At 40.6% G+C, this 17,978-nt stretch carries 16 protein-coding genes; 12 read left to right on the plus strand and 4 right to left on the minus strand.

What is annotated here, in order from left to right:
• The first annotated feature begins 1 nt into the window (after position 1).
• The 8 genes from recO (at position 2) to JG30_RS04155 (ending at position 9,058) form a co-directional block, all read left to right on the plus strand.
• A complete protein-coding gene (gene recO, locus JG30_RS04120; RefSeq protein ID WP_046316379.1) occupies positions 2–763 on the plus strand; it encodes a DNA repair protein RecO in 762 nt (253 codons plus the stop codon).
• Between the two features lie 224 nt (positions 764–987).
• Positions 988–1,902 carry a glycine--tRNA ligase subunit alpha gene (glyQ, locus tag JG30_RS04125; RefSeq protein WP_046316381.1) on the plus strand — a complete coding sequence of 305 codons (915 nt, stop codon included), beginning with the start codon at positions 988–990 and terminating at the stop codon, positions 1,900–1,902.
• Positions 1,902–3,980, plus strand: a complete 2,079-nt coding sequence (gene glyS, locus JG30_RS04130) for a glycine--tRNA ligase subunit beta (RefSeq protein ID WP_046316383.1) — start codon at positions 1,902–1,904, stop codon at positions 3,978–3,980. The genes glyQ and glyS overlap by 1 nt, the downstream gene beginning before the upstream one ends.
• A gap of 120 nt (positions 3,981–4,100) precedes the next feature.
• Positions 4,101–5,945, plus strand: coding sequence for a DNA primase (gene dnaG / locus JG30_RS04135; protein ID WP_046316385.1), 1,845 nt, complete (start codon positions 4,101–4,103; stop codon positions 5,943–5,945).
• A gap of 12 nt (positions 5,946–5,957) precedes the next feature.
• Entirely contained in the window at positions 5,958–7,085 is a 1,128-nt protein-coding gene (gene rpoD / locus JG30_RS04140) for an RNA polymerase sigma factor RpoD (protein ID WP_046316386.1), read from the plus strand.
• Between the two features lie 48 nt (positions 7,086–7,133).
• On the plus strand, positions 7,134–7,823 hold the full coding sequence (locus JG30_RS04145; protein WP_046316388.1) for a tRNA (adenine(22)-N(1))-methyltransferase: 690 nt from the start codon (positions 7,134–7,136) through the stop codon (positions 7,821–7,823).
• A gap of 3 nt (positions 7,824–7,826) precedes the next feature.
• Complete coding sequence (locus JG30_RS04150) at positions 7,827–8,624, plus strand: Nif3-like dinuclear metal center hexameric protein (RefSeq protein ID WP_046316389.1); 798 nt, start codon at positions 7,827–7,829, stop codon at positions 8,622–8,624.
• Between the two features lie 248 nt (positions 8,625–8,872).
• Positions 8,873–9,058, plus strand: a complete 186-nt coding sequence (locus JG30_RS04155) for a 2-hydroxymuconate tautomerase (protein ID WP_046316391.1) — start codon at positions 8,873–8,875, stop codon at positions 9,056–9,058.
• 79 nt (positions 9,059–9,137) lie between these two features.
• On the opposite strand, the gene JG30_RS04160 is transcribed toward JG30_RS04155, so the two are convergent.
• Together JG30_RS04160 and lepB are read right to left on the minus strand one after the other, a co-directional pair.
• Entirely contained in the window at positions 9,138–9,332 is a 195-nt protein-coding gene (locus JG30_RS04160) for an LBP_cg2779 family protein (RefSeq protein ID WP_046316392.1), read from the minus strand.
• 16 nt (positions 9,333–9,348) lie between these two features.
• Entirely contained in the window at positions 9,349–10,011 is a 663-nt protein-coding gene (gene lepB, locus JG30_RS04165) for a signal peptidase I (RefSeq protein WP_046316394.1), read from the minus strand.
• Positions 10,012–10,194: 183 nt separating this feature from the next.
• Here lepB and JG30_RS04170 point away from each other — a divergent pair, with 183 nt between their 5' ends.
• Genes JG30_RS04170 through JG30_RS04185 form a run of 4 tightly spaced genes read left to right on the plus strand, consistent with a single transcriptional unit; the run spans position 10,195 to position 15,797 of the window.
• The gene (locus JG30_RS04170; protein ID WP_052725197.1) at positions 10,195–10,893 is read left to right on the plus strand and encodes a hypothetical protein; all 699 of its coding nucleotides are present in this window, start codon (positions 10,195–10,197) and stop codon (positions 10,891–10,893) included.
• A 3-nt stretch (positions 10,894–10,896) separates the two neighbouring features.
• The gene (locus JG30_RS04175; protein ID WP_046316396.1) at positions 10,897–11,880 is read left to right on the plus strand and encodes a hypothetical protein; all 984 of its coding nucleotides are present in this window, start codon (positions 10,897–10,899) and stop codon (positions 11,878–11,880) included.
• Positions 11,877–13,223 (plus strand): RsmF rRNA methyltransferase first C-terminal domain-containing protein, encoded by a 1,347-nt coding sequence (locus tag JG30_RS04180; protein WP_046316398.1) that lies wholly within the window; start codon positions 11,877–11,879, stop codon positions 13,221–13,223. The genes JG30_RS04175 and JG30_RS04180 overlap by 4 nt, the downstream gene beginning before the upstream one ends.
• Before the next feature lie 45 nt (positions 13,224–13,268).
• Positions 13,269–15,797: an ATP-binding cassette domain-containing protein gene (locus tag JG30_RS04185; protein WP_046316400.1), complete on the plus strand. Its 2,529-nt coding sequence runs from the start codon at positions 13,269–13,271 to the stop codon at positions 15,795–15,797.
• Positions 15,798–15,812: 15 nt separating this feature from the next.
• On the opposite strand, the gene fni is transcribed toward JG30_RS04185, so the two are convergent.
• Positions 15,813–16,850, minus strand: coding sequence for a type 2 isopentenyl-diphosphate Delta-isomerase (gene fni / locus JG30_RS04190; RefSeq protein WP_046316402.1), 1,038 nt, complete (start codon positions 16,848–16,850; stop codon positions 15,813–15,815).
• 9 nt (positions 16,851–16,859) lie between these two features.
• Complete coding sequence (locus tag JG30_RS04195; RefSeq protein WP_046317239.1) at positions 16,860–17,939, minus strand: phosphomevalonate kinase; 1,080 nt, start codon at positions 17,937–17,939, stop codon at positions 16,860–16,862.
• Positions 17,940–17,978: the final 39 nt, after the last annotated feature.

Raw genomic sequence — 17,978 nt, forward strand, 5'->3', positions numbered from 1 at the left:
GATGGTTTTAGCACGTAATCAGTCTTTTCGAGGACTGGTTTTACGCTTACAAGATTATCATGATAATGATCAATTGGCTTATTTGTTAACCGATCGTTATGGGTTGGTCACCTTTTTAATGCGGGGTATCAAGAAACCTAACGCTAAGCAACGTTATTTAGTGTTGCCATTTACCTATGGTCATTATCAGGGTACTTTCAATGATCATGGATTTTCTTATTTAAGTACGGCCCAAGAATTACAACAATTTGAAAATGTAGCGCAAGATATTTTTAAAAATGCTTATGTTACTTATATTTATGATTTGACAATCCGTGCTTTTACTTCACAATCATTGAGCACTGCTTGGTTTGAGCAAATTTTGTGGGCTACTAAATTAATCGACGCAGGACAAGATCCGGAGATTATCTGCAATATTCTTGAAGTGCAGCTATTACAACCATTTGGGGTTCAACCTAATTGGCAACGTTGTGTAGTGGGGGGCGAAAACCAAGGCCCGTTCGATTATTCTGTTGTTTATAGTGGAATTTTGTGCCAAAAGCATTGGCCTCAGGACAAACATCGTTTACATTTAAAACCAAAAGTGGTTGCTTATTTGCGGTTATTTGCCCAACTTCGGCTCCGTCGCATCAAGCACATTGCAGTGGATGAGTCGACCAAAGCGCAACTGCGACATACCTTAGATATCATTTATCAAGACACCGTAAGCGTTTATCCCAAAAGTAAAAAGTTTATTGATTCGATGTATCGCTGGCAAATCTAGGAGTTGACAGTATCGAGAGGAATGCTAAAATTAAACTTGATTTCCGAACAGCGAGCGTGGATGGTGGAAGCACGCCGTTAATATGGCTCTTGGAATTAATGATAAACTGAGCGCAGGTTAATTCCTGAAGTAGGGTGGAACCGCGAGTAAATTCGTCCCTATGCAATTTTTGCATAGGTTTTTTTTGTGCATAATATCTGTTTTTGTAGAAAGAGGTTAATACTTTGAAGAAAAAGCTAAATATTCAGGACATGATTTTAACCCTGCAACAATTTTGGAGTGCTAAAGGTTGTATGTTAATGCAAGCCTATGATACGGAAAAGGGTGCTGGGACAATGAGTCCTTATACCTTTTTACGTGCGATTGGGCCGGAACCTTGGAATGCTGCTTATGTAGAACCTTCACGGCGCCCTGCTGATGGTCGTTATGGTGATAATCCTAACCGACTATATCAGCATCATCAGTTTCAAGTGGTGATGAAGCCCTCACCTCTGGAGATTCAAGATTATTACTTAGATAGTTTACGCGCTTTAGGAATTGAACCTTTGGAACATGATATTCGATTCGTTGAAGACAATTGGGAGAATCCATCAATGGGTTGTGCCGGTGTCGGTTGGGAAGTTTGGTTAGACGGGATGGAAGTCACGCAATTTACTTATTTTCAACAGGTAGGCGGCTTAACCGCAGAACCGGTGACTAGTGAAATAACTTACGGAGTGGAACGCTTAGCTTCTTATATTCAAGATGTTAACTCGGTATTTGATTTAGAATGGGGCGATGGCGTCCGCTATGGTGATATTTTTAAAGAACCGGAATATGAACATTCAAAATATTCCTTTGAAGATAGTGATCCGGCAATGTTATTTAAGTTTTTTGATGCTTATGAAAAAGAAGCCAAACGTTTGATTAGTTTAAATTTAGTCCATCCGGCCTATGATTATATTTTAAAATGTAGCCATACCTTTAATTTATTAGATGCCCATAAGGCGGTTTCCGTAACGGAACGGGCCGGTTTTATGCATCGGATTCGCTCATTAGCTCATCAAGTGGCGCAAGCCTTTGTCAGTGAACGCCAAAAATTAGGTTTTCCTTTATTAGATGAAGCTACCCGTCAAAAAATTTTGCAGGAGATGAAATAATGACGCATTCATTTTTATTAGAAATTGGTTTAGAAGAAATGCCCGCGCATGTGGTGACACCCGCTATGGAACAATTAAAACAGCGCGTAATAAATTTTTTAGATGCTAATAATTTAAAGCATGGAACTGTGGAACCTTTTGCCACGCCGCGGCGTTTGGCAGTTTTGGTTCACGAATTAGCTAATCAACAACCGGATCAAGATCTTGAAGTTAAGGGTCCCGCTAAAAAAATTGCAGTGGACGAGCAAAACCATTGGACGAAAGCTGCCGAAGGCTTTGCCCGTGGTCAAGGTGTTAGCGTCCAGGATATTTTTTTCCAACCAGTCAAAGGTACTGATTATGTTTATATTAAAAAACATATTGCCGGCCAACAAGCGGCCGACATTTTACCCGGTATCAAAGATGTGATCACGGCGATGACTTTTCCTACCCGTATGCGCTGGAACAAATATAAGTTAGAATATATTCGCCCGATTCATTGGGTGGTAGCCTTGTTAGACCACGAAGTGATCAATTTTCAGCTGCTCAATATTCACACCAGTAATCAAACTTGGGGCCATCGTTTTTTGGGTAGTCAAATCACTCTAGCACAAGCAACAGACTATCAGCAAGCTCTAGCTGACGATTTTGTGATCGCCGATCCACAAGAACGTCAGCATTTAATTGAAGAGCAGTTACAGACTTTAGCACAGCAACACCATTGGCAAATTGAAATTGATCCGGAATTGTTAGAAGAAGTGACAAATCTGGTAGAGTATCCTACGGCTTTTGCCGGTCACTTCGATCCTAAATATTTACAAATACCCGAAGAAGTTTTGATTACCTCCATGAAAGATAATCAACGCTACTTTTATGTTCGGGATCAAGACGATAAGTTAGTACCTTATTTTATTGGGGTTCGCAATGGGAATCAACAGCATTTAGACCAAGTAATTGCTGGTAATGAAAAAGTATTAGTTGCCCGTTTAGAAGATGCCGCGTTCTTTTTCCAAGAAGATCAAAAACACGATATTAACTATTATGTACACCAATTAGAGAATGTTACTTTTCATGATAAAATCGGTTCCATGACCGAAAAAATGACACGTACCAAAATCATTGCGCTGCTCTTAGCTCAAAAATTTAATTTAACAGCAGAAGAACAACAAAATTTACAGCGCGCCGCGGATATTTATAAATTTGACCTCGTCACTGATATGGTTGGTGAATTTGCGGAACTGCAAGGAGTAATGGGGGAAAAATACGCCCTGAAGTTTGGTGAAACTCCCGCCGTCGCCCAAGCCATCCGCGAACATTATTTACCAACATCTGCTGAAGGGGTACTGCCACAATCTACTGTAGGGCAGGTTTTAGCATTAGCTAATAAATTAGATAGTATTATGAGTTTTTTTGCAGTGGATTTAATTCCCAATGGTTCAAATGATCCTTATAGTCTGCGCCGTCAGGCTACAGGGATTGTCCGTATTTTAGAAAAAAAGCACTGGCATCTAGATTTCAATCAATTGCAGCCGCAAATAATTGCTGCATGGCAGCAAACTGGAGCGCAAAAGCAACTGGATTATCATAAACATGTATCCGAAGTGAACGAATTTTTAACAGAACGGGTCCGTCAGTTATTGCTTCAATCTCAAGTAGCTCATGATCTGATTGCCACCGTGACGACTACGACAGTTATTGATCCGGTAGCCATGCTGCAGCATGCTCAAGTTCTCCAGGCCCATCAAGCCGATTCCCAATTTAAAGAAGATATTGAGGCCTTGACAAGGGTATTGCGCATTACTGCCAAAGCAGCACTTCCCATTACTCAAGTTGCGGTGAATCCCAAATTATTTGAAACAGCTTCCGAACAGCAACTTTATCAAGAGGTTCAACAATTAGCCGCAGATTTTGCTCAACGGGACAATGATCAGCAATTGCAAGGTCTGCTTGCGTTGCAACCAACAATTACCAAATATTTTGACGACAATATGATTAATGCTGCTGATGACCAAATTCGATACAACCGTTTGCGGCAATTGCAGCAGTTAGCCCAGATGATTCAGGTTTTTGGTGATTTAACTCAGTTAATTGTAAAATGATCTTTGGCAAAATTTTTGCATTCATCTGACAAAACGAGTAAAATAATAATTAAAATTAGGTTGAGTAGTCGCATTTTTAGTGCGGCTATCTTTTCTTTAGTGCGATTGTGAGGTGAGACAATGGCTCAAATTCCTGCTGCTTTCATTGAAGAAGTTCGCCAAAAAACGAATATTGTGGATGTGATTGAACCCTATGTCCAATTAAAAAAATCAGGACGTAATCTGTTTGGATTATGTCCCTTTCATGAGGAACGAACTCCTAGTTTTTCAGTATCTGAGGAGAAACAAATTTTTCATTGTTTTAGTTGTGGACGGGGTGGCAATGTTTTTAAATTTTTAATGGAGATTGAAAGTCTGAGTTTCCCTGAGGCGGTTATTAAGGTTGCCGAATTCAGTGGTTTATCTTTGCCCGCAGAATATCAGGCGGCTAAAGGTCCATCCGAAAACCAATCAGCTACACTCTTAAAGCAGGACTACCAAGCGGCGCAAGAACTTTATCATCATATTTTAATGCGGACACAGTTAGGGGAAACAGCGCTGAATTATTTACATCAGCGTCAACTAACTGATGCCACTTTGGAACATTTTCAAATTGGTTTTGCGCCTGATCAACAGCAAATGCTATTGAGTTTTTTTCAAGTCAAACAAAAGGAGACAAGCGAATTAGCACGTTCCGGCTTGTTTACGCAAACTGATGAAGGAAAACTATTGGATCGCTTTCGTGATCGGGTGATATTTCCCGTCCAAGATCAAAGCGGAGATGTGATTGCTTTTTCAGGACGTATTTTACAAAAACCCGATCCCCAAAGGCCCGTGGGGAAATATTTGAATAGTCCGGAAACGGAGATTTTTAATAAAAGTAAAACCCTGTTTAATCTGGCAGCCGCCAAAAAAGAAATTCGTCAACAAGGTGAAGTCATTTTATTTGAAGGATTTATGGATGTAATCAGCGCCTACCAGGCTGGTGTCAAAAATGGCGTAGCCTCCATGGGAACTAGTTTAACCGAACAACAAGTCTATTTATTGCAGCGGATAACGCAACGGTTAATTATTTGTTATGATGGTGATGCTCCCGGTCTCAAGGCTGCTTGTCGAGCTTTAGAATTATTACAGTCCACTTCTTTGGAAGTTGGTGTAGTTATTTTGCCCCAAAATCAAGATCCGGATGAATTTATTAAAAGTCAAGGAGCCCAAGCCTTTAGTCAATTAGTCCATCATAAGAGTTTATCCCCAGAAGCCTTTATGATTGAATATTTGAGTCGTCAGTATAACTTAAACAATGATTTAGAAAAAGTTGATTATTTAAATGCAGCCTTAGCATATATACTGCCCGTACAATCGCCTGTACAACAAGAATTGTATGTGGAACAATTAGCCCAACATTTAAATCTACCTTCCAGCACGATCCGACAAGAACTGCAAGAACAACAAAAAACTAAGAAAATCTTAACACCAGTGGCTGATTATGGTCAAAATCAGGCGGAAAAACGCAGTGCGCCGGATCACGATCAGGAATACGTTGGTTTAGACAGTGTTGAAAAGTCCGAACGTAATCTATTAAATATTGTTTTTCATTATCCGGAAGTATTGCAGATTATTGATCAGCATTCTGGTTTTCATTTTGTGCACCAGCAGTATCAAGATATTTTTGATTATTGGGTCCGTGAATCTTTAATGAATGAACATTTAACCGTTGCACAATTTGTAGATTTAGTACCCGCTGACTTACGTGATTTGATCGTGGCAATTGAAATGATGCCCCGTCCGGATAATTATTTACCCGAAGAAGTTCAAGATTACATCACTAATATCGAACAAAATAAGCAACGTCAACAATTGCAGAAATATCAAGTGCAAGTAAAACAAGCAAAGCAAATTGGTGATAGTCAACAAGAATTGGAACTAACCAAAAAAATGATTGTATTGAGCCAACAGATGGATCAAGCCAAGTCAGTTAACAATTAGAGGGATTTAAATATGGCAGAAGAAAAAAAGAAAAAGAGTGTCATCAAATCAAGCAAGGAATTAGAAAAAGCCACTAAAAAATTAATTCAAGACTATCATGATCAAAAAAAAGTCTCTGAACAAAAATTAAGTGAGCAAATTTTAAAACCTTTTGCACTAAAGGGTAAATCAGTAACCGAATTGATCGATCATTTACAAGATCATGGAATAAGTGTCGTCGATGCCCAAGGAGAGCCGAGCAAGTTAGCTTTGAAGAGTCAAAAAGAAGTTAACCACAAAGAATTAAGCGATATGTCGGCTCCCACGGGTGTGAAAATGAATGATCCCGTGCGAATGTATCTCAAAGAAATTGGGCGCGTACCCTTGCTCAATGCGCAACAGGAAGTAGAATTAGCCCAACGGATTGAAAAAGGTGATGAGGAAGCTAAACAACAATTAGCTGAAGCCAATTTACGTTTAGTCGTATCCATTGCTAAACGCTACGTCGGACGTGGAATGCACTTTTTGGATTTAATTCAAGAAGGTAATATGGGATTAATGAAAGCCGTGGAAAAGTTCGATTATCGCAAAGGCTTCAAGTTCTCCACTTATGCTACATGGTGGATTCGTCAGGCGATTACGCGGGCTATTGCTGATCAAGCACGGACAATTCGAATTCCGGTGCACATGGTGGAAACCATTAATAAATTAATTCGTATTCAACGTCAATTATTACAAGATTTGGGCAGAGAACCAACACCTGAAGAAATTGGTGCGGAAATGGAAATTCCGACAGCCAAAGTGCGGGATATTCTCAAAATTGCCCAGGAACCTGTCTCCTTAGAAACTCCCATTGGAGAAGAAGACGACTCGCATTTGGGTGATTTTATTGAAGATGATGACGCAACTAGTCCCGAAGATCACGCTTCTTATGAATTATTGAAAGAACAACTGGAAAGTGTCTTAGATACCTTGACGGATCGTGAAGAAAATGTATTGCGACTGCGGTTTGGATTAGATGACGGCCGCACCCGGACGTTAGAAGAAGTTGGTAAAGTTTTTGGTGTAACGCGGGAGCGTATTCGCCAAATTGAAGCAAAAGCTCTACGTAAATTGCGGCACCCATCACGTTCAAAACAATTACGGGACTTTTTGGAATAAACCGCATTCGCGGTTTTTTTCATTGTCTCAGATAATGAGGAGGTTTATGTGCACAAGTTATCTAATCGCTTACAAAAAATTGTGGATTTAGTTCCTCCCGTCACCTGTCTGGCGGATATTGGAACAGACCATGCATTTGTTCCGATTTATTTAATCCAAAAAAAAATGATTCAACACGCTGTGGCCTGTGACGTGGCTGTGGGTCCGTTATCGATTGCACGAACTAATATTCAGGCAGCGCAATTGGATACACAAATTGCAACCCGTCTAGCTGACGGTTTGCTGGGACTTCGTCCTGCCGATCAAGTAGATTTAGCAGTAATCGCGGGGATGGGTGGGCAATTGATTACGCATATTTTAAATGCCGGCTCTCAACAGTTACAGTCAATTTCTCAGTTAATTCTGGAACCTAATAACGATGAGCCGTTAGTTCGCCAATGGTTAAATGATAGTGGTTGTTGGCAGATTGTTGCTGAAGCTATCGTACAAGATGGGCGCCACAATTATGAAATCATCAGAGCCCAAAAACAAGAAGCAGTCGCTGCCTTAACCCCACAAGAAATTATGTTTGGACCATTTTTATTGCAAGAGAAAAGTCCTGTATTTCGTCATAAATGGCAACAACAACTAACACGCACGCAATTAACGTTAGCTAATTTGATTCGAGCTCAACATTTAGAACCTACGAAGATTGCCGTCGCACAACAAAAATTACAAAAAATAGAGGAGATTATTTAAATTATGGAAGTAACAGGGCAAGATATTGTCACCCAGATTGAAGCCTATGCACCGCTAATTTTAAAAATGAATCATGATCCATCTGGTTTACAATTGGGCGATTTGCGCCGACCCGTGCATCGAGTTTTGACCACTTTAGATGTTCGACCAGAGGTCGTCCAAGAAGCGATCACCAATCAAGTCGATTTTATTTTTGCGCATCATCCCTTAATCTTTCACCCAGCGGTCAATTTGGATACAACTATTCCACAAAATGCTATGTATGCTGAATTATTAAAACATGATATTACGGTTTATGCTGCGCATACCAATATGGATAAAACCTGTCCCGGAATGAACGATTGGCTGGCCCAAGCTTTAAAATTGCAACAACTAGAAAGTTTTGCCCGCGATAACGATGGTGTTGGGTTAGGGCGCGTGGGGCTTTTAGCAACTCCTATGACTTGTTTAGAATTAGCCAAATATGTTAAACAGGTGTTCCATTTAGGAGGCTTGCGTTTAATTACCCCAGATATTAACAAAGTCGTTCAACGTATCGGTATTATTGGTGGCGATGGAGGTAAATTTTACTTAGATGCGTTAGAAGATCATATTGATGTATTCATTACGGGAGATGTTTATTATCATACCGCTCATGATATGCTAAGCGCCGGCTTGAGTGTTATTGATCCGGGCCATCATATTGAATCAATTTTTAAAGTACAAACAGCTAAATTGCTTAAACATTGGGCTCATGAGAACCAGTGGGCCCTCACCGTACAATCTTCGCAACTGTCGACAGAGCCTTATCAATTTATTTAATAGCATCACTTTAGCACGTGACTGCTTTATAACTATACAAAATTAGAGCTAAAATGTTAGTTTCCTAACAATATGTCGGAGTCAAATCCAGGTGACCTAAAAAGACACTAATGGAGGAGTCTGTATGTCGAATCCGTCAGAATTAATATGGAGGAGCCTGTATGTCGAATCCGTCAGAATTAATGAAGTAAAGAATAATAAATGTTATCATTAGGGTTATTCAATTAATATGCAAAGGAGAAATTATTATGCCCTTAGTTCACATCGAATTACTCGAAGGCCGCAAGCCGGAGCAACTAAAACAACTGGTGCAAGACGTAACCGCAGCGATTACCAAAAATACAGGAGCACCTGCAGAACATGTGCATATCGTGTTAAACGAAATGCAAACTGATCATTATGCTGTTGGCGGCGTTTTAAAATCTGATCAATAAGACTCTCATTTTTGGGAAATAAAAAATATCTAGCCTGAAGTTATCCAGTGCTAGATATTTTTATTAAGTCTAACAAACTTTAATTAGAACTAGAGGGATGATCGTTAATATATTGTACTAAGCGTTTTTCTTCATCCGGAGTATAAGCCGATTTTCCAGCCTTAATATCGTGAATCTTTTCCACGCTAAAATGACTTTCAAAAGCCATCTGAGCATCATTTTTATCAGTTTTCTTCTGGTAATCAATAATTAATGCAGCTAACTTGGTATCCATTTCTTTACTCCTTTAATTAAAAGACCTTCATCTGTGTGAGGGGCCAGTAGCGGAATTTGACCACACCTTCGATTTTATTACGGGGAATACAACCGATATAGCGGCTATCTTTGGAAACGCTACGGTGATCCCCCATAACAAAGTAAGTACCATTAGGGACTTGATTCGTACGTTTCATTGCTTGTAACTGTTTTTGAGAATAAATGGCACGATAATTACTGGTTTTGGCCAAACTTTTGAGACTGAAATCATTAGTGTCTGTGTAATTAGTTCCATAAACACCATTACTACCGTCATCCACTAATTTGCTGCCAGGTTGTAAGAATTTTTGATTCAGCTTCTTACCGTTAATATAAATCTGATTGTTTTTGGCGACTATTTTTTGCTTCGGTGTAGCAATGACTCGCTTAATATAAAAAGATCCGGGCTGATCGGGGGCATCGATGACCACCACATCGCCCGTTTTGATTTTACTATGGCGCCATGCGATCGCACGGTCTTGATCTTCAAAAGTTGGTTGCATTGAAGTTCCTTGAACTAGGGTATTGTCAATTACATACCGGTTTAAAAGCCACATGATCCCCCACAAAACAACCAGCATAAGTGCCGTTTGTAAAATCCAAATGAAGCCATCACGCACGGGCGAATTTACACTCGACGGAGTCTTATTTTTACTCATACCATCTGTTCCTCACTTAAAAAATTCTACAATCATCATAATCTATGATACACTTTTGAAAAGAAGAGCAAAACAAATAATTTTAAATAATTCTTAAATCAAGGACTGTCTGCAATTAATTATTTTCAAAAACTTCAACAATATCAAACGCAACTGGCAATGGATAGACCTTGTAGCCAGCTATTGCATCAGTTACACCAAGTGATTATGGCCTATACCCAAAAACAGCTTCCAAATGTCATTTTATCAAATTTAGAAATTAACGCACAAGATTTAATTCGTTTAATTGCTAATAATGAGTTTTTGACGCAAGCTTCCATTTTTGAAAAAACCACTTATATTAATCAGTTGGCCCATTTTTTGGAAAATTTTCGCCAATATATCCAAAAAAGATTTGGGATTTGGGCAATGATTAATCAACCGATGATGGATCAATGGGTGCAACAATTCCCGCAACAAAGATACTTAGAGATTATGGCAGGAAACGCCAGTTTAAGTGCTGCGTTAGCCCAAAGAGACCAAAAAGTTATTGCCACCGACAATGGTTCCTGGGCCGCTTGGAGTCAGACTAGCCGTAACTGCTGGTTTCCTGTGCAAAAGCTAGACGCGCGCCAAGCCGTCCAAAAATATGGCGCTGAGAGTGATGTGATTTTATTAGCTTGGAGTCCTGATGGTGATCCAATCGATTGGCAAATCCTCCAATTAATTCGGCAGTTACCCAACCAGCCGCAATTTTGGATTATTGGAGAATATCAAGGAGCCACCAATAGCGCACTGTTTTGGCAACGGGCCCATTTTAAGTACGACCAGCGAATCCATAATATTAATCAGTACTATCCACATTTTGATTTGGTGAAAGATCGACTTCTGATGGTTAGGTGAACTATGAAAAAAACAATTTGGATTAATGTTTTAATTATTTTTCTCTTATTTTGTGCCGGGCGTTTAGTAGCTCAAAATGATACCCGCAATTATCAAAATTTGATGGATCGTGGGAATATTAGTAACCAAGCAATGAATTTAGTGACCCATTCTCGAAAGTCCATTCCGGGTATTTTACGGAAAATTGATCAGCAAAAAATAACTAATCTGCAACTTTATTTTGTATCCAAACATGATCCCAACTTGTCATATGTTTATATGCCTAAAAGATTAAAAAAGCTTCCAATGACTAGCGGCCGCTTTTTTGTGAAAAGCGATTTTCAATCACCGATTCCGTTTGTGGTCTTAGGACAGACTGTTGCCGCTCAAACCGCATATAAACCTCAATCGCAAAGTTATTATCAGTTACGGCAAAATTATTATTCTGTCATTGGCGTCACTGGCTTAAATAATACTAAAAATTTGAATCAGCATGTTTTTATTTCAACCTCGCCCAAACAACATGATCATACGCAATTGCGAAACTTTCAAATCATTGTTGATGGCGAGATTTTGCATTATCCTAAACAGTTACAACAATTAAAAAAGGCTTTTAAGGCCCGGCAAATTTACCGTATTAATAACCATTTAAATCCAAAATCTCAGACCTGGTGGAATCGTTGGGGGCAAACCTTAATTTATTTAGGGATTATTGCCCTGTTGGTCTTAAGCCTGACTACTTTATTACAAGTTCCCACAGTCCGAGCCGTCAAAATTTCGGCTTTACGCGGTGATTTATTAACTGACTATCAATTAGAAAATTGGTTTAAATTTTTACTGACTCAAATAGTAGTTTTTGTCGCAGCCGGCGGCCTAATTTTTTGGCGCTTACAGCTCTTAAGTTGGAATTATTTATTGTTATATTTCTTAGCTTTATTTACGCTGGTCAATCTAGGTGCGCTCATTCAAATTTTCTTTATTAATTTTCAGAAAGGTTCTCCAAAATGACATTACCGGCAATGTTTCTTAACCGATATCAACAACTAATGGCCCCAGCAGAATTTACCGCTTTTAAACAAAGTTTGACGCAGCCCGCGACTCATGGCTTTCGGATCAACCCCTTGAAGGCATCTCTGTCACAGTTACAAGAATCTGTGGCGCAGCCAGTACCAGGTATTGCGAATGGTTATTACGGTCAAATACAAGGGCAAAGTATTGATCACTTGGCAGGATGGATTTATTCACAAGATCCTAGTGCTATGAATGTTGCCCAATTAGCTGCACCACAAGCACATGAGCGTGTCCTAGATTTGTGTGCCGCACCAGGAGGCAAGACCACCCAGTTAGCAGCTTTAATGAATGATCAAGGGCTATTGGTGGCTAATGAAATCAACCATCAACGCGCATTAGTGCTTTCTTCTAATGTTGAACGGTGGGGATTAACACATACTGTAGTCACAAATAACTCCCCGGAACAATTAGCGCAAGCTTTACCGGAATTTTTTGATTGCATTGTAGTGGATGCACCTTGTTCTGGTGAAGGCTTGTTCCGCAAAGATCCTTCCGCCAGCGACTACTGGTCAGTAGCTAACATCCAATTTTGTGCCCAGCGGCAAAAAAAGATTTTAACCGCGGCTTTAACTATGTTACGTCCCGGCGGACGCTTGATTTACTCAACTTGTACTTTTGCCCCCGAAGAAGATGAACAAAATTTAAGCTGGCTGTTGGATCAACCCCAAATACAACTTTTGCCATTGCCGGCGCTATCTAAGATGGATCGGGGGCGGCCAGCGTGGGCCCAACAACGAATGGCGGTTCAAGGAGCACTGCGCTTGTTTCCGCATCACTATAGAGGTGAGGGCCATTTTATTGCTGCGGTGAGTAAGCAAGGGACGGCGCCTTCCACCAGGCCTGCGGGCAAGTCCTTAAAACGATTGTCTGCTGATCAAGTACAATTGTGGCAGCAATTTCAAACCACGACCTTGACAGGAGTTTCGTTTAAGCAGCTGCAACCTCAAGCTGAGGTATTATGGGCACCGGCTGGGATTTTTCCACAGTCGCAGCTGAAGATTATCCGAAATGGCTTACGGCTCGGGCAATTTAAGAAAAAAAGATTTGAACCGGATCATGCGTTAGTCATGGCTTTATCACCCACACAATTTCAGCAGCGGTTTGATTTAACGGCCGAGCAATTTGCCCATTTTGTGCATGGTGAAGCTCTGATATTAAAAAATAAAGCCTATGCCCCCGGTTGGGTTGCCGTCAGCTATCAACAAAAGATTTTTGCTTGGGGTAAAGTCGTTCAGGGACAATTAAAAAATTTCTTGCCTAAGGGTCTTAGAATTCAGTAGTTTCTAATAATGGTTAGTTAGTAAGTAAAAGAGGAAGATGAACTCATGGTCGCAACTAAAAATACGGTGCAGCAGATTGAAGTTATTGGCGCTCAGGTTCATAATTTAAAAAATATTAATGTACAAATTCCACTCAATCAATTTGTAGCAATCGCCGGCCTTTCGGGATCGGGCAAAAGCTCCTTAGCAATGGGAGTTTTATATGCGGAAGGCTCACGTCGCTATCTGGAAGCCTTATCTACGTATACTCGGCGGCGGATTGGTCAAAATAAACGCTCTCAAGTCCAAGAAGTAAAACATATTCCGGCAGCGATCGCCTTACATCAACGTCCTCAAGTACCCTCGCAACGGTCTACGGTAGGAACCATGAGTGAAATTTTTAATCAAATCCGCTTGATTTTTTCTCGTTTGGGCTCACCAGTGTGTCCTAATGGTCATCGCCTGGCGCCCAGTTTACAAATTGCCCAGGCTATGGATTTAAGTGGTGCTGCGATGGGGCGGCTAGAATGTCCAGTTTGTCATGTGCGTTTTTACGCGAAATCGGCGGAAGATTTTGCGTTTAACGCTGCCGGTGCTTGTCCCAAGTGTCAAGGAACTGGCCAGGTTCGGACCTTAGATCCTCAAAAATTAATTTTAGATGACAATTTATCATTACAAGAAGGCGCCGTTGCCTCTTGGCATTTACCGGGTCGTAATTTTATGCCCAGCATGGCCGAAAATTTAGGCGTGCGGATTGATGTCCCATACAAAGAATTAACTCCCCATGAAAAAGAAATCGTTTTGCACGGTGAAAAGAAACGCTATCCGTTTGATTTTCGGACTTCCACGGGACGCGTTTTTCACTCGGAAAATGCTCTATACGAGAATGCTTATGAGGCGGTTTATGAAGCGGCCAAAAATGCTAAAAGTGAGCGGTCAATAGCACAAATTAATCAGTTTTTCCGGTTTGCGGTTTGCCCTGAGTGTCATGGTTCGCGCTTAAATCCAGAATTATTAAAACAACTATGTGGTCACAAAAACATTGCGGAAGTGACAGCTTTACCTTTAGGTTCAATCAAGCCGTGGTTGACCACCTTAAAAAAGGAATTACCTGCTAATATGCAATCATTGGCGGCGGTATTAATGCAGGATTTAACTGATAGTTTACAGCCCTTATTAAAATTAGGTTTAGACTATTTAACCTTAAATCGCAGTGGCAATACTTTATCTACTGGAGAACTGCAACGCATTCAATTAGCCAAAACTTTACGGATTCAAACTACCGGAGTTTTATATGTTTTAGATGAGCCCTCTATTGGATTACACCCGGATAATGTTCATGGTTTAATTGATATCTTGCATGAATTAGTTGCTCAAGGTAATTCTTTGGTAGTCGTCGATCATGACGTGGCTTTAATCGAAGCAGCTGATTGGGTAATCGAAATGGGCCCCGGTTCCGGGATTGCCGGAGGGGAGGTCTTGACACAAGGCACCCCTCCGGATTTAGCCCAAAATCCCCAATCATTAATTGGTCCATTTTTAACGGGCAAGGCAACCATTTGGCCCCATCAGTCAGCTACTGTCTCAAACCAAGACATGACAACATTGCAAGTCCAAAATTATTTCAACTTGCACAACATTCAAGTGCAGATTCCGGAACAACAAATTACTACGATTACAGGTTTTTCGGGAGCCGGTAAAACTAGTTTGATTTTAGACAGCTTGGTCCCGGCTTTACAGCAAAGACAACAGCATTTGCCTTTACCGGCGCAGGTTTCAGCTTTACAAACGCACTTACAGCACGTGGTGGCAGTAGATGCAACACCTATTGGCAAAAATAGCCGCTCCTCGGTAGCTACGTATACCAATTTAATGGATCACTTACGGACTTTGTTTGCTCATCAACCTGCAGCCCAAGATCACAATTGGGGTCGAGCTTATTTTTCCTACAATAACAAACAGGGCGCATGTCCTTATTGTAAGGGATTAGGGACGATTACTTTAGATATTCAATATTTACCTGATATGGAAGAAATCTGTCCCGTCTGCCATGGTGAGCGCTTTAAACCCGAGATAGCTCAAATTAAGTGGCACGACTATAGCATCATTGATGTGTTAAACCTCTCGGTTACTGAAGCCCAAAAAATTTTCGTGTCGATTCCAGCAATAGCGCAGCAATTACAATTATTAGCCGCTGTCGGGTTAGGTTATTTACATTTAGGTGAAAGTACACCAACCCTATCGGGTGGAGAAGCACAGCGCTTGAAATTAGTTAAACATCTGCATCACCAACAAGCGCACACCCTGTTTGTGTTTGACGAACCATCTGTGGGCTTGCACCCTTTAGATGTTCAAACTTTATTAAAGGTCTTACAGCGCTTAAAAATTCAAGGAGCTACCATTATCATCATTACACATGATTTGGATATAATGGCGCAAGCGGACTATTTAATTGATCTCGGACCCAAAGGGGGGCAAGCTGGCGGCAAAATAGTCGCCACCGGACGGCCGTTGGAGTTAATTCAGCAAAAGCATCCCAGTCTCACGATCCAGTATTTACAACGACATTTTCAAAAATTCCATCAAAAAAACTGAGAACAGTAATTGTTCTCAGTTTTGGGTTTGGTATTGTGCTAAATGTGGTGATAAACGATAAGAAACCTGAGTTAAATCCTGGATGGACTGACAACCCAATAAAGCCACAAGTTCCCGTAATTGTTGCAACCAAGTGTGAAAGTATTGGATGGTGTGTTCCACACTGTGATGATTTAATTGATGTAAAACCGGAGCAGCCAAGCCAACTGCGCTTGCACCTAAAACTAAACATTTAACCGCATCTAAGGGCGAACGAATCCCCCCGGAAGCCCAAATTGTCGCAGAATGTTGCTTTGGGACGACATTCACCAGGGACTCTAAAGTAGTCAGGCCCCAATTTTGTAAAAAGCTATAATCTTGTTGATGATTGCGTTCATTTTCAATTTGTACAAAATTAGTCCCACCACGCCCAGCTAGGTCAATATTTTGGACCCCGAGCTGTTCCAAATGCCATACATCTTTTTGAGTCATCCCACAGCCCACTTCTTTGACAACAACGGGAACTGATACTTGCTGAACAATTTTTCGAATATTTTCCTGCCAGACAAAACCGCGGTTTCCTTCCGACATGACCATTTCTTGGGCCGCATTGACATGAATTTGCAGAGCTTGCGCTTGAATTAAATCTACACATTTTTGGGCATCTGTCGCTGAGACATGCGCCGAAACATTTGCCAAAATAAAACCATGAGGATTGGTTTGGCGCACAATTTCATATGATTCCGACACCCCGGAGATGCCCGCATACTTTAGATAGTTACTCATAGACCCAACCGCTAAGGGCAGATGTAAAGCGGCTGCGACTCGCGCTAATTTTTGATTAATCGCTGTCACTTGAGCACATCCACCAGTCATCGCGTTAATATACAGGGGAGTAGGTAGCGTTTGATTGCAAAAGGTCGTCGTCAATTGAACTTGATCAATAGTTGTTTCAGGTAAAGCCGGGGGTAAAAGTTTTAATTCCTCAAAAGTAGGATTAGTAGTCTGATAAAATTTTTCCGCTAAAAATAAATGTTCCAGCTTACGTTGTAAATCTATAGGTTGTTTGGGCATTACCGACCTCTAATCTTTCTGCAGCGAATAAACATTAAAATTCAGGGGTTGAATTTGGTGTTGCTGCCAATCAGCTAGTAAAGCTTGTCGCACTTTTGGATCTGCATTAATCACTGCGATACCACAATCTCCACCGCCAGCGCCGGAACTTTTGGCTGCTGCACCGTGGTGTAAGGCAATTTCACACAATTGGGTTAATTTTTTAGTTTCAATGGTTACTCCGCTGAAATTAGCTAAATCACGTAATAATTGGCGATTGACCGTTAATTGTTGTTTAATTACTTGGCTATTCTGCTGTTTAAAACCAGTGATCATCATTTGTAAACATTGCCGCGATGCATGCAAAAATTCTTGATAGTGTTGAGCTGCATGGGCTCGAGAAGTGGCGATTTGATCCACTAAAATCGGCGTGGAAGCTGGTTTACCACTCCAACCAATTAATAAATTTAAATCAGGTGGGAATTGCAACGGTTCCACTTTTAATTGGGGCCAAGGTAATTGAATAACTTCGACCAAAGGGCGGCTGGCTAACATATTGGTTAACCATTGACGATCGGGTGATTGATAAGCAATCCAGCCCCCGTAAACACTGGCTGCCAAATCACCAAAAGAGCCATTGTTTTGTACTTTAAAATGAGAAATAGCTGCTAATTTAAAAATTTCTTCGGCTGACAAATGTAGTTGGTAAAACTCGGATAGGGCTCTAACCGTAGCCACAGTCACTGCTGCGGAAGATCCGAGACCATATTTTTTGCCATCATCGGAATCCAGTTGACTATTGACCGTTAAATCAAATAGGGCTAGTTCATGCCGTTTTTCTAATGCATATTCTTCGGTGTACTTAATTGATGATAAAATATATTCAAAAGGATTGTCACGATTGTCAATGACCAATTGATTACCTTTACGTTGCCAAAAGACGGACGTTTCCTGGTACTGTTTTGAGTTGATCGTCCCAAATTTTTGTGCTTGTTCAATTGAAACCGTTACAAACTGGTCTACCGCGACCACAATAGCCTCATAACCAGGTTCTACTACTGCATATTCACCAGCTATGTATAGTTTGCCTGGGGCTTTAACCGTTATCACATCATCAAAACCTTTCACATAATAATTAACCGAAATAGT

Origin of the sequence: Bombilactobacillus mellifer (assembly GCF_000970795.1) — a bacterium.
In the GTDB taxonomy this organism is placed as follows: domain Bacteria; phylum Bacillota; class Bacilli; order Lactobacillales; family Lactobacillaceae; genus Bombilactobacillus; species Bombilactobacillus mellifer.

Coding starts and splice junctions, on each gene's coding strand:
- glyS (WP_046316383.1), top strand. CDS start 1,902: ATGACGCATTCATTTTTATTAGAAATTGGTTTAGAAGAAATGCCCGCG.
- JG30_RS04175 (WP_046316396.1), top strand. CDS start 10,897: ATGAAAAAAACAATTTGGATTAATGTTTTAATTATTTTTCTCTTATTT.
- JG30_RS04160 (WP_046316392.1), bottom strand. CDS start 9,332: ATGGATACCAAGTTAGCTGCATTAATTATTGATTACCAGAAGAAAACT.
- JG30_RS04155 (WP_046316391.1), top strand. CDS start 8,873: ATGCCCTTAGTTCACATCGAATTACTCGAAGGCCGCAAGCCGGAGCAA.
- recO (WP_046316379.1), top strand. CDS start 2: ATGGTTTTAGCACGTAATCAGTCTTTTCGAGGACTGGTTTTACGCTTA.
- lepB (WP_046316394.1), bottom strand. CDS start 10,011: ATGAGTAAAAATAAGACTCCGTCGAGTGTAAATTCGCCCGTGCGTGAT.
- rpoD (WP_046316386.1), top strand. CDS start 5,958: ATGGCAGAAGAAAAAAAGAAAAAGAGTGTCATCAAATCAAGCAAGGAA.
- dnaG (WP_046316385.1), top strand. CDS start 4,101: ATGGCTCAAATTCCTGCTGCTTTCATTGAAGAAGTTCGCCAAAAAACG.
- JG30_RS04185 (WP_046316400.1), top strand. CDS start 13,269: ATGGTCGCAACTAAAAATACGGTGCAGCAGATTGAAGTTATTGGCGCT.
- JG30_RS04150 (WP_046316389.1), top strand. CDS start 7,827: ATGGAAGTAACAGGGCAAGATATTGTCACCCAGATTGAAGCCTATGCA.
- fni (WP_046316402.1), bottom strand. CDS start 16,850: ATGCCCAAACAACCTATAGATTTACAACGTAAGCTGGAACATTTATTT.
- JG30_RS04180 (WP_046316398.1), top strand. CDS start 11,877: ATGACATTACCGGCAATGTTTCTTAACCGATATCAACAACTAATGGCC.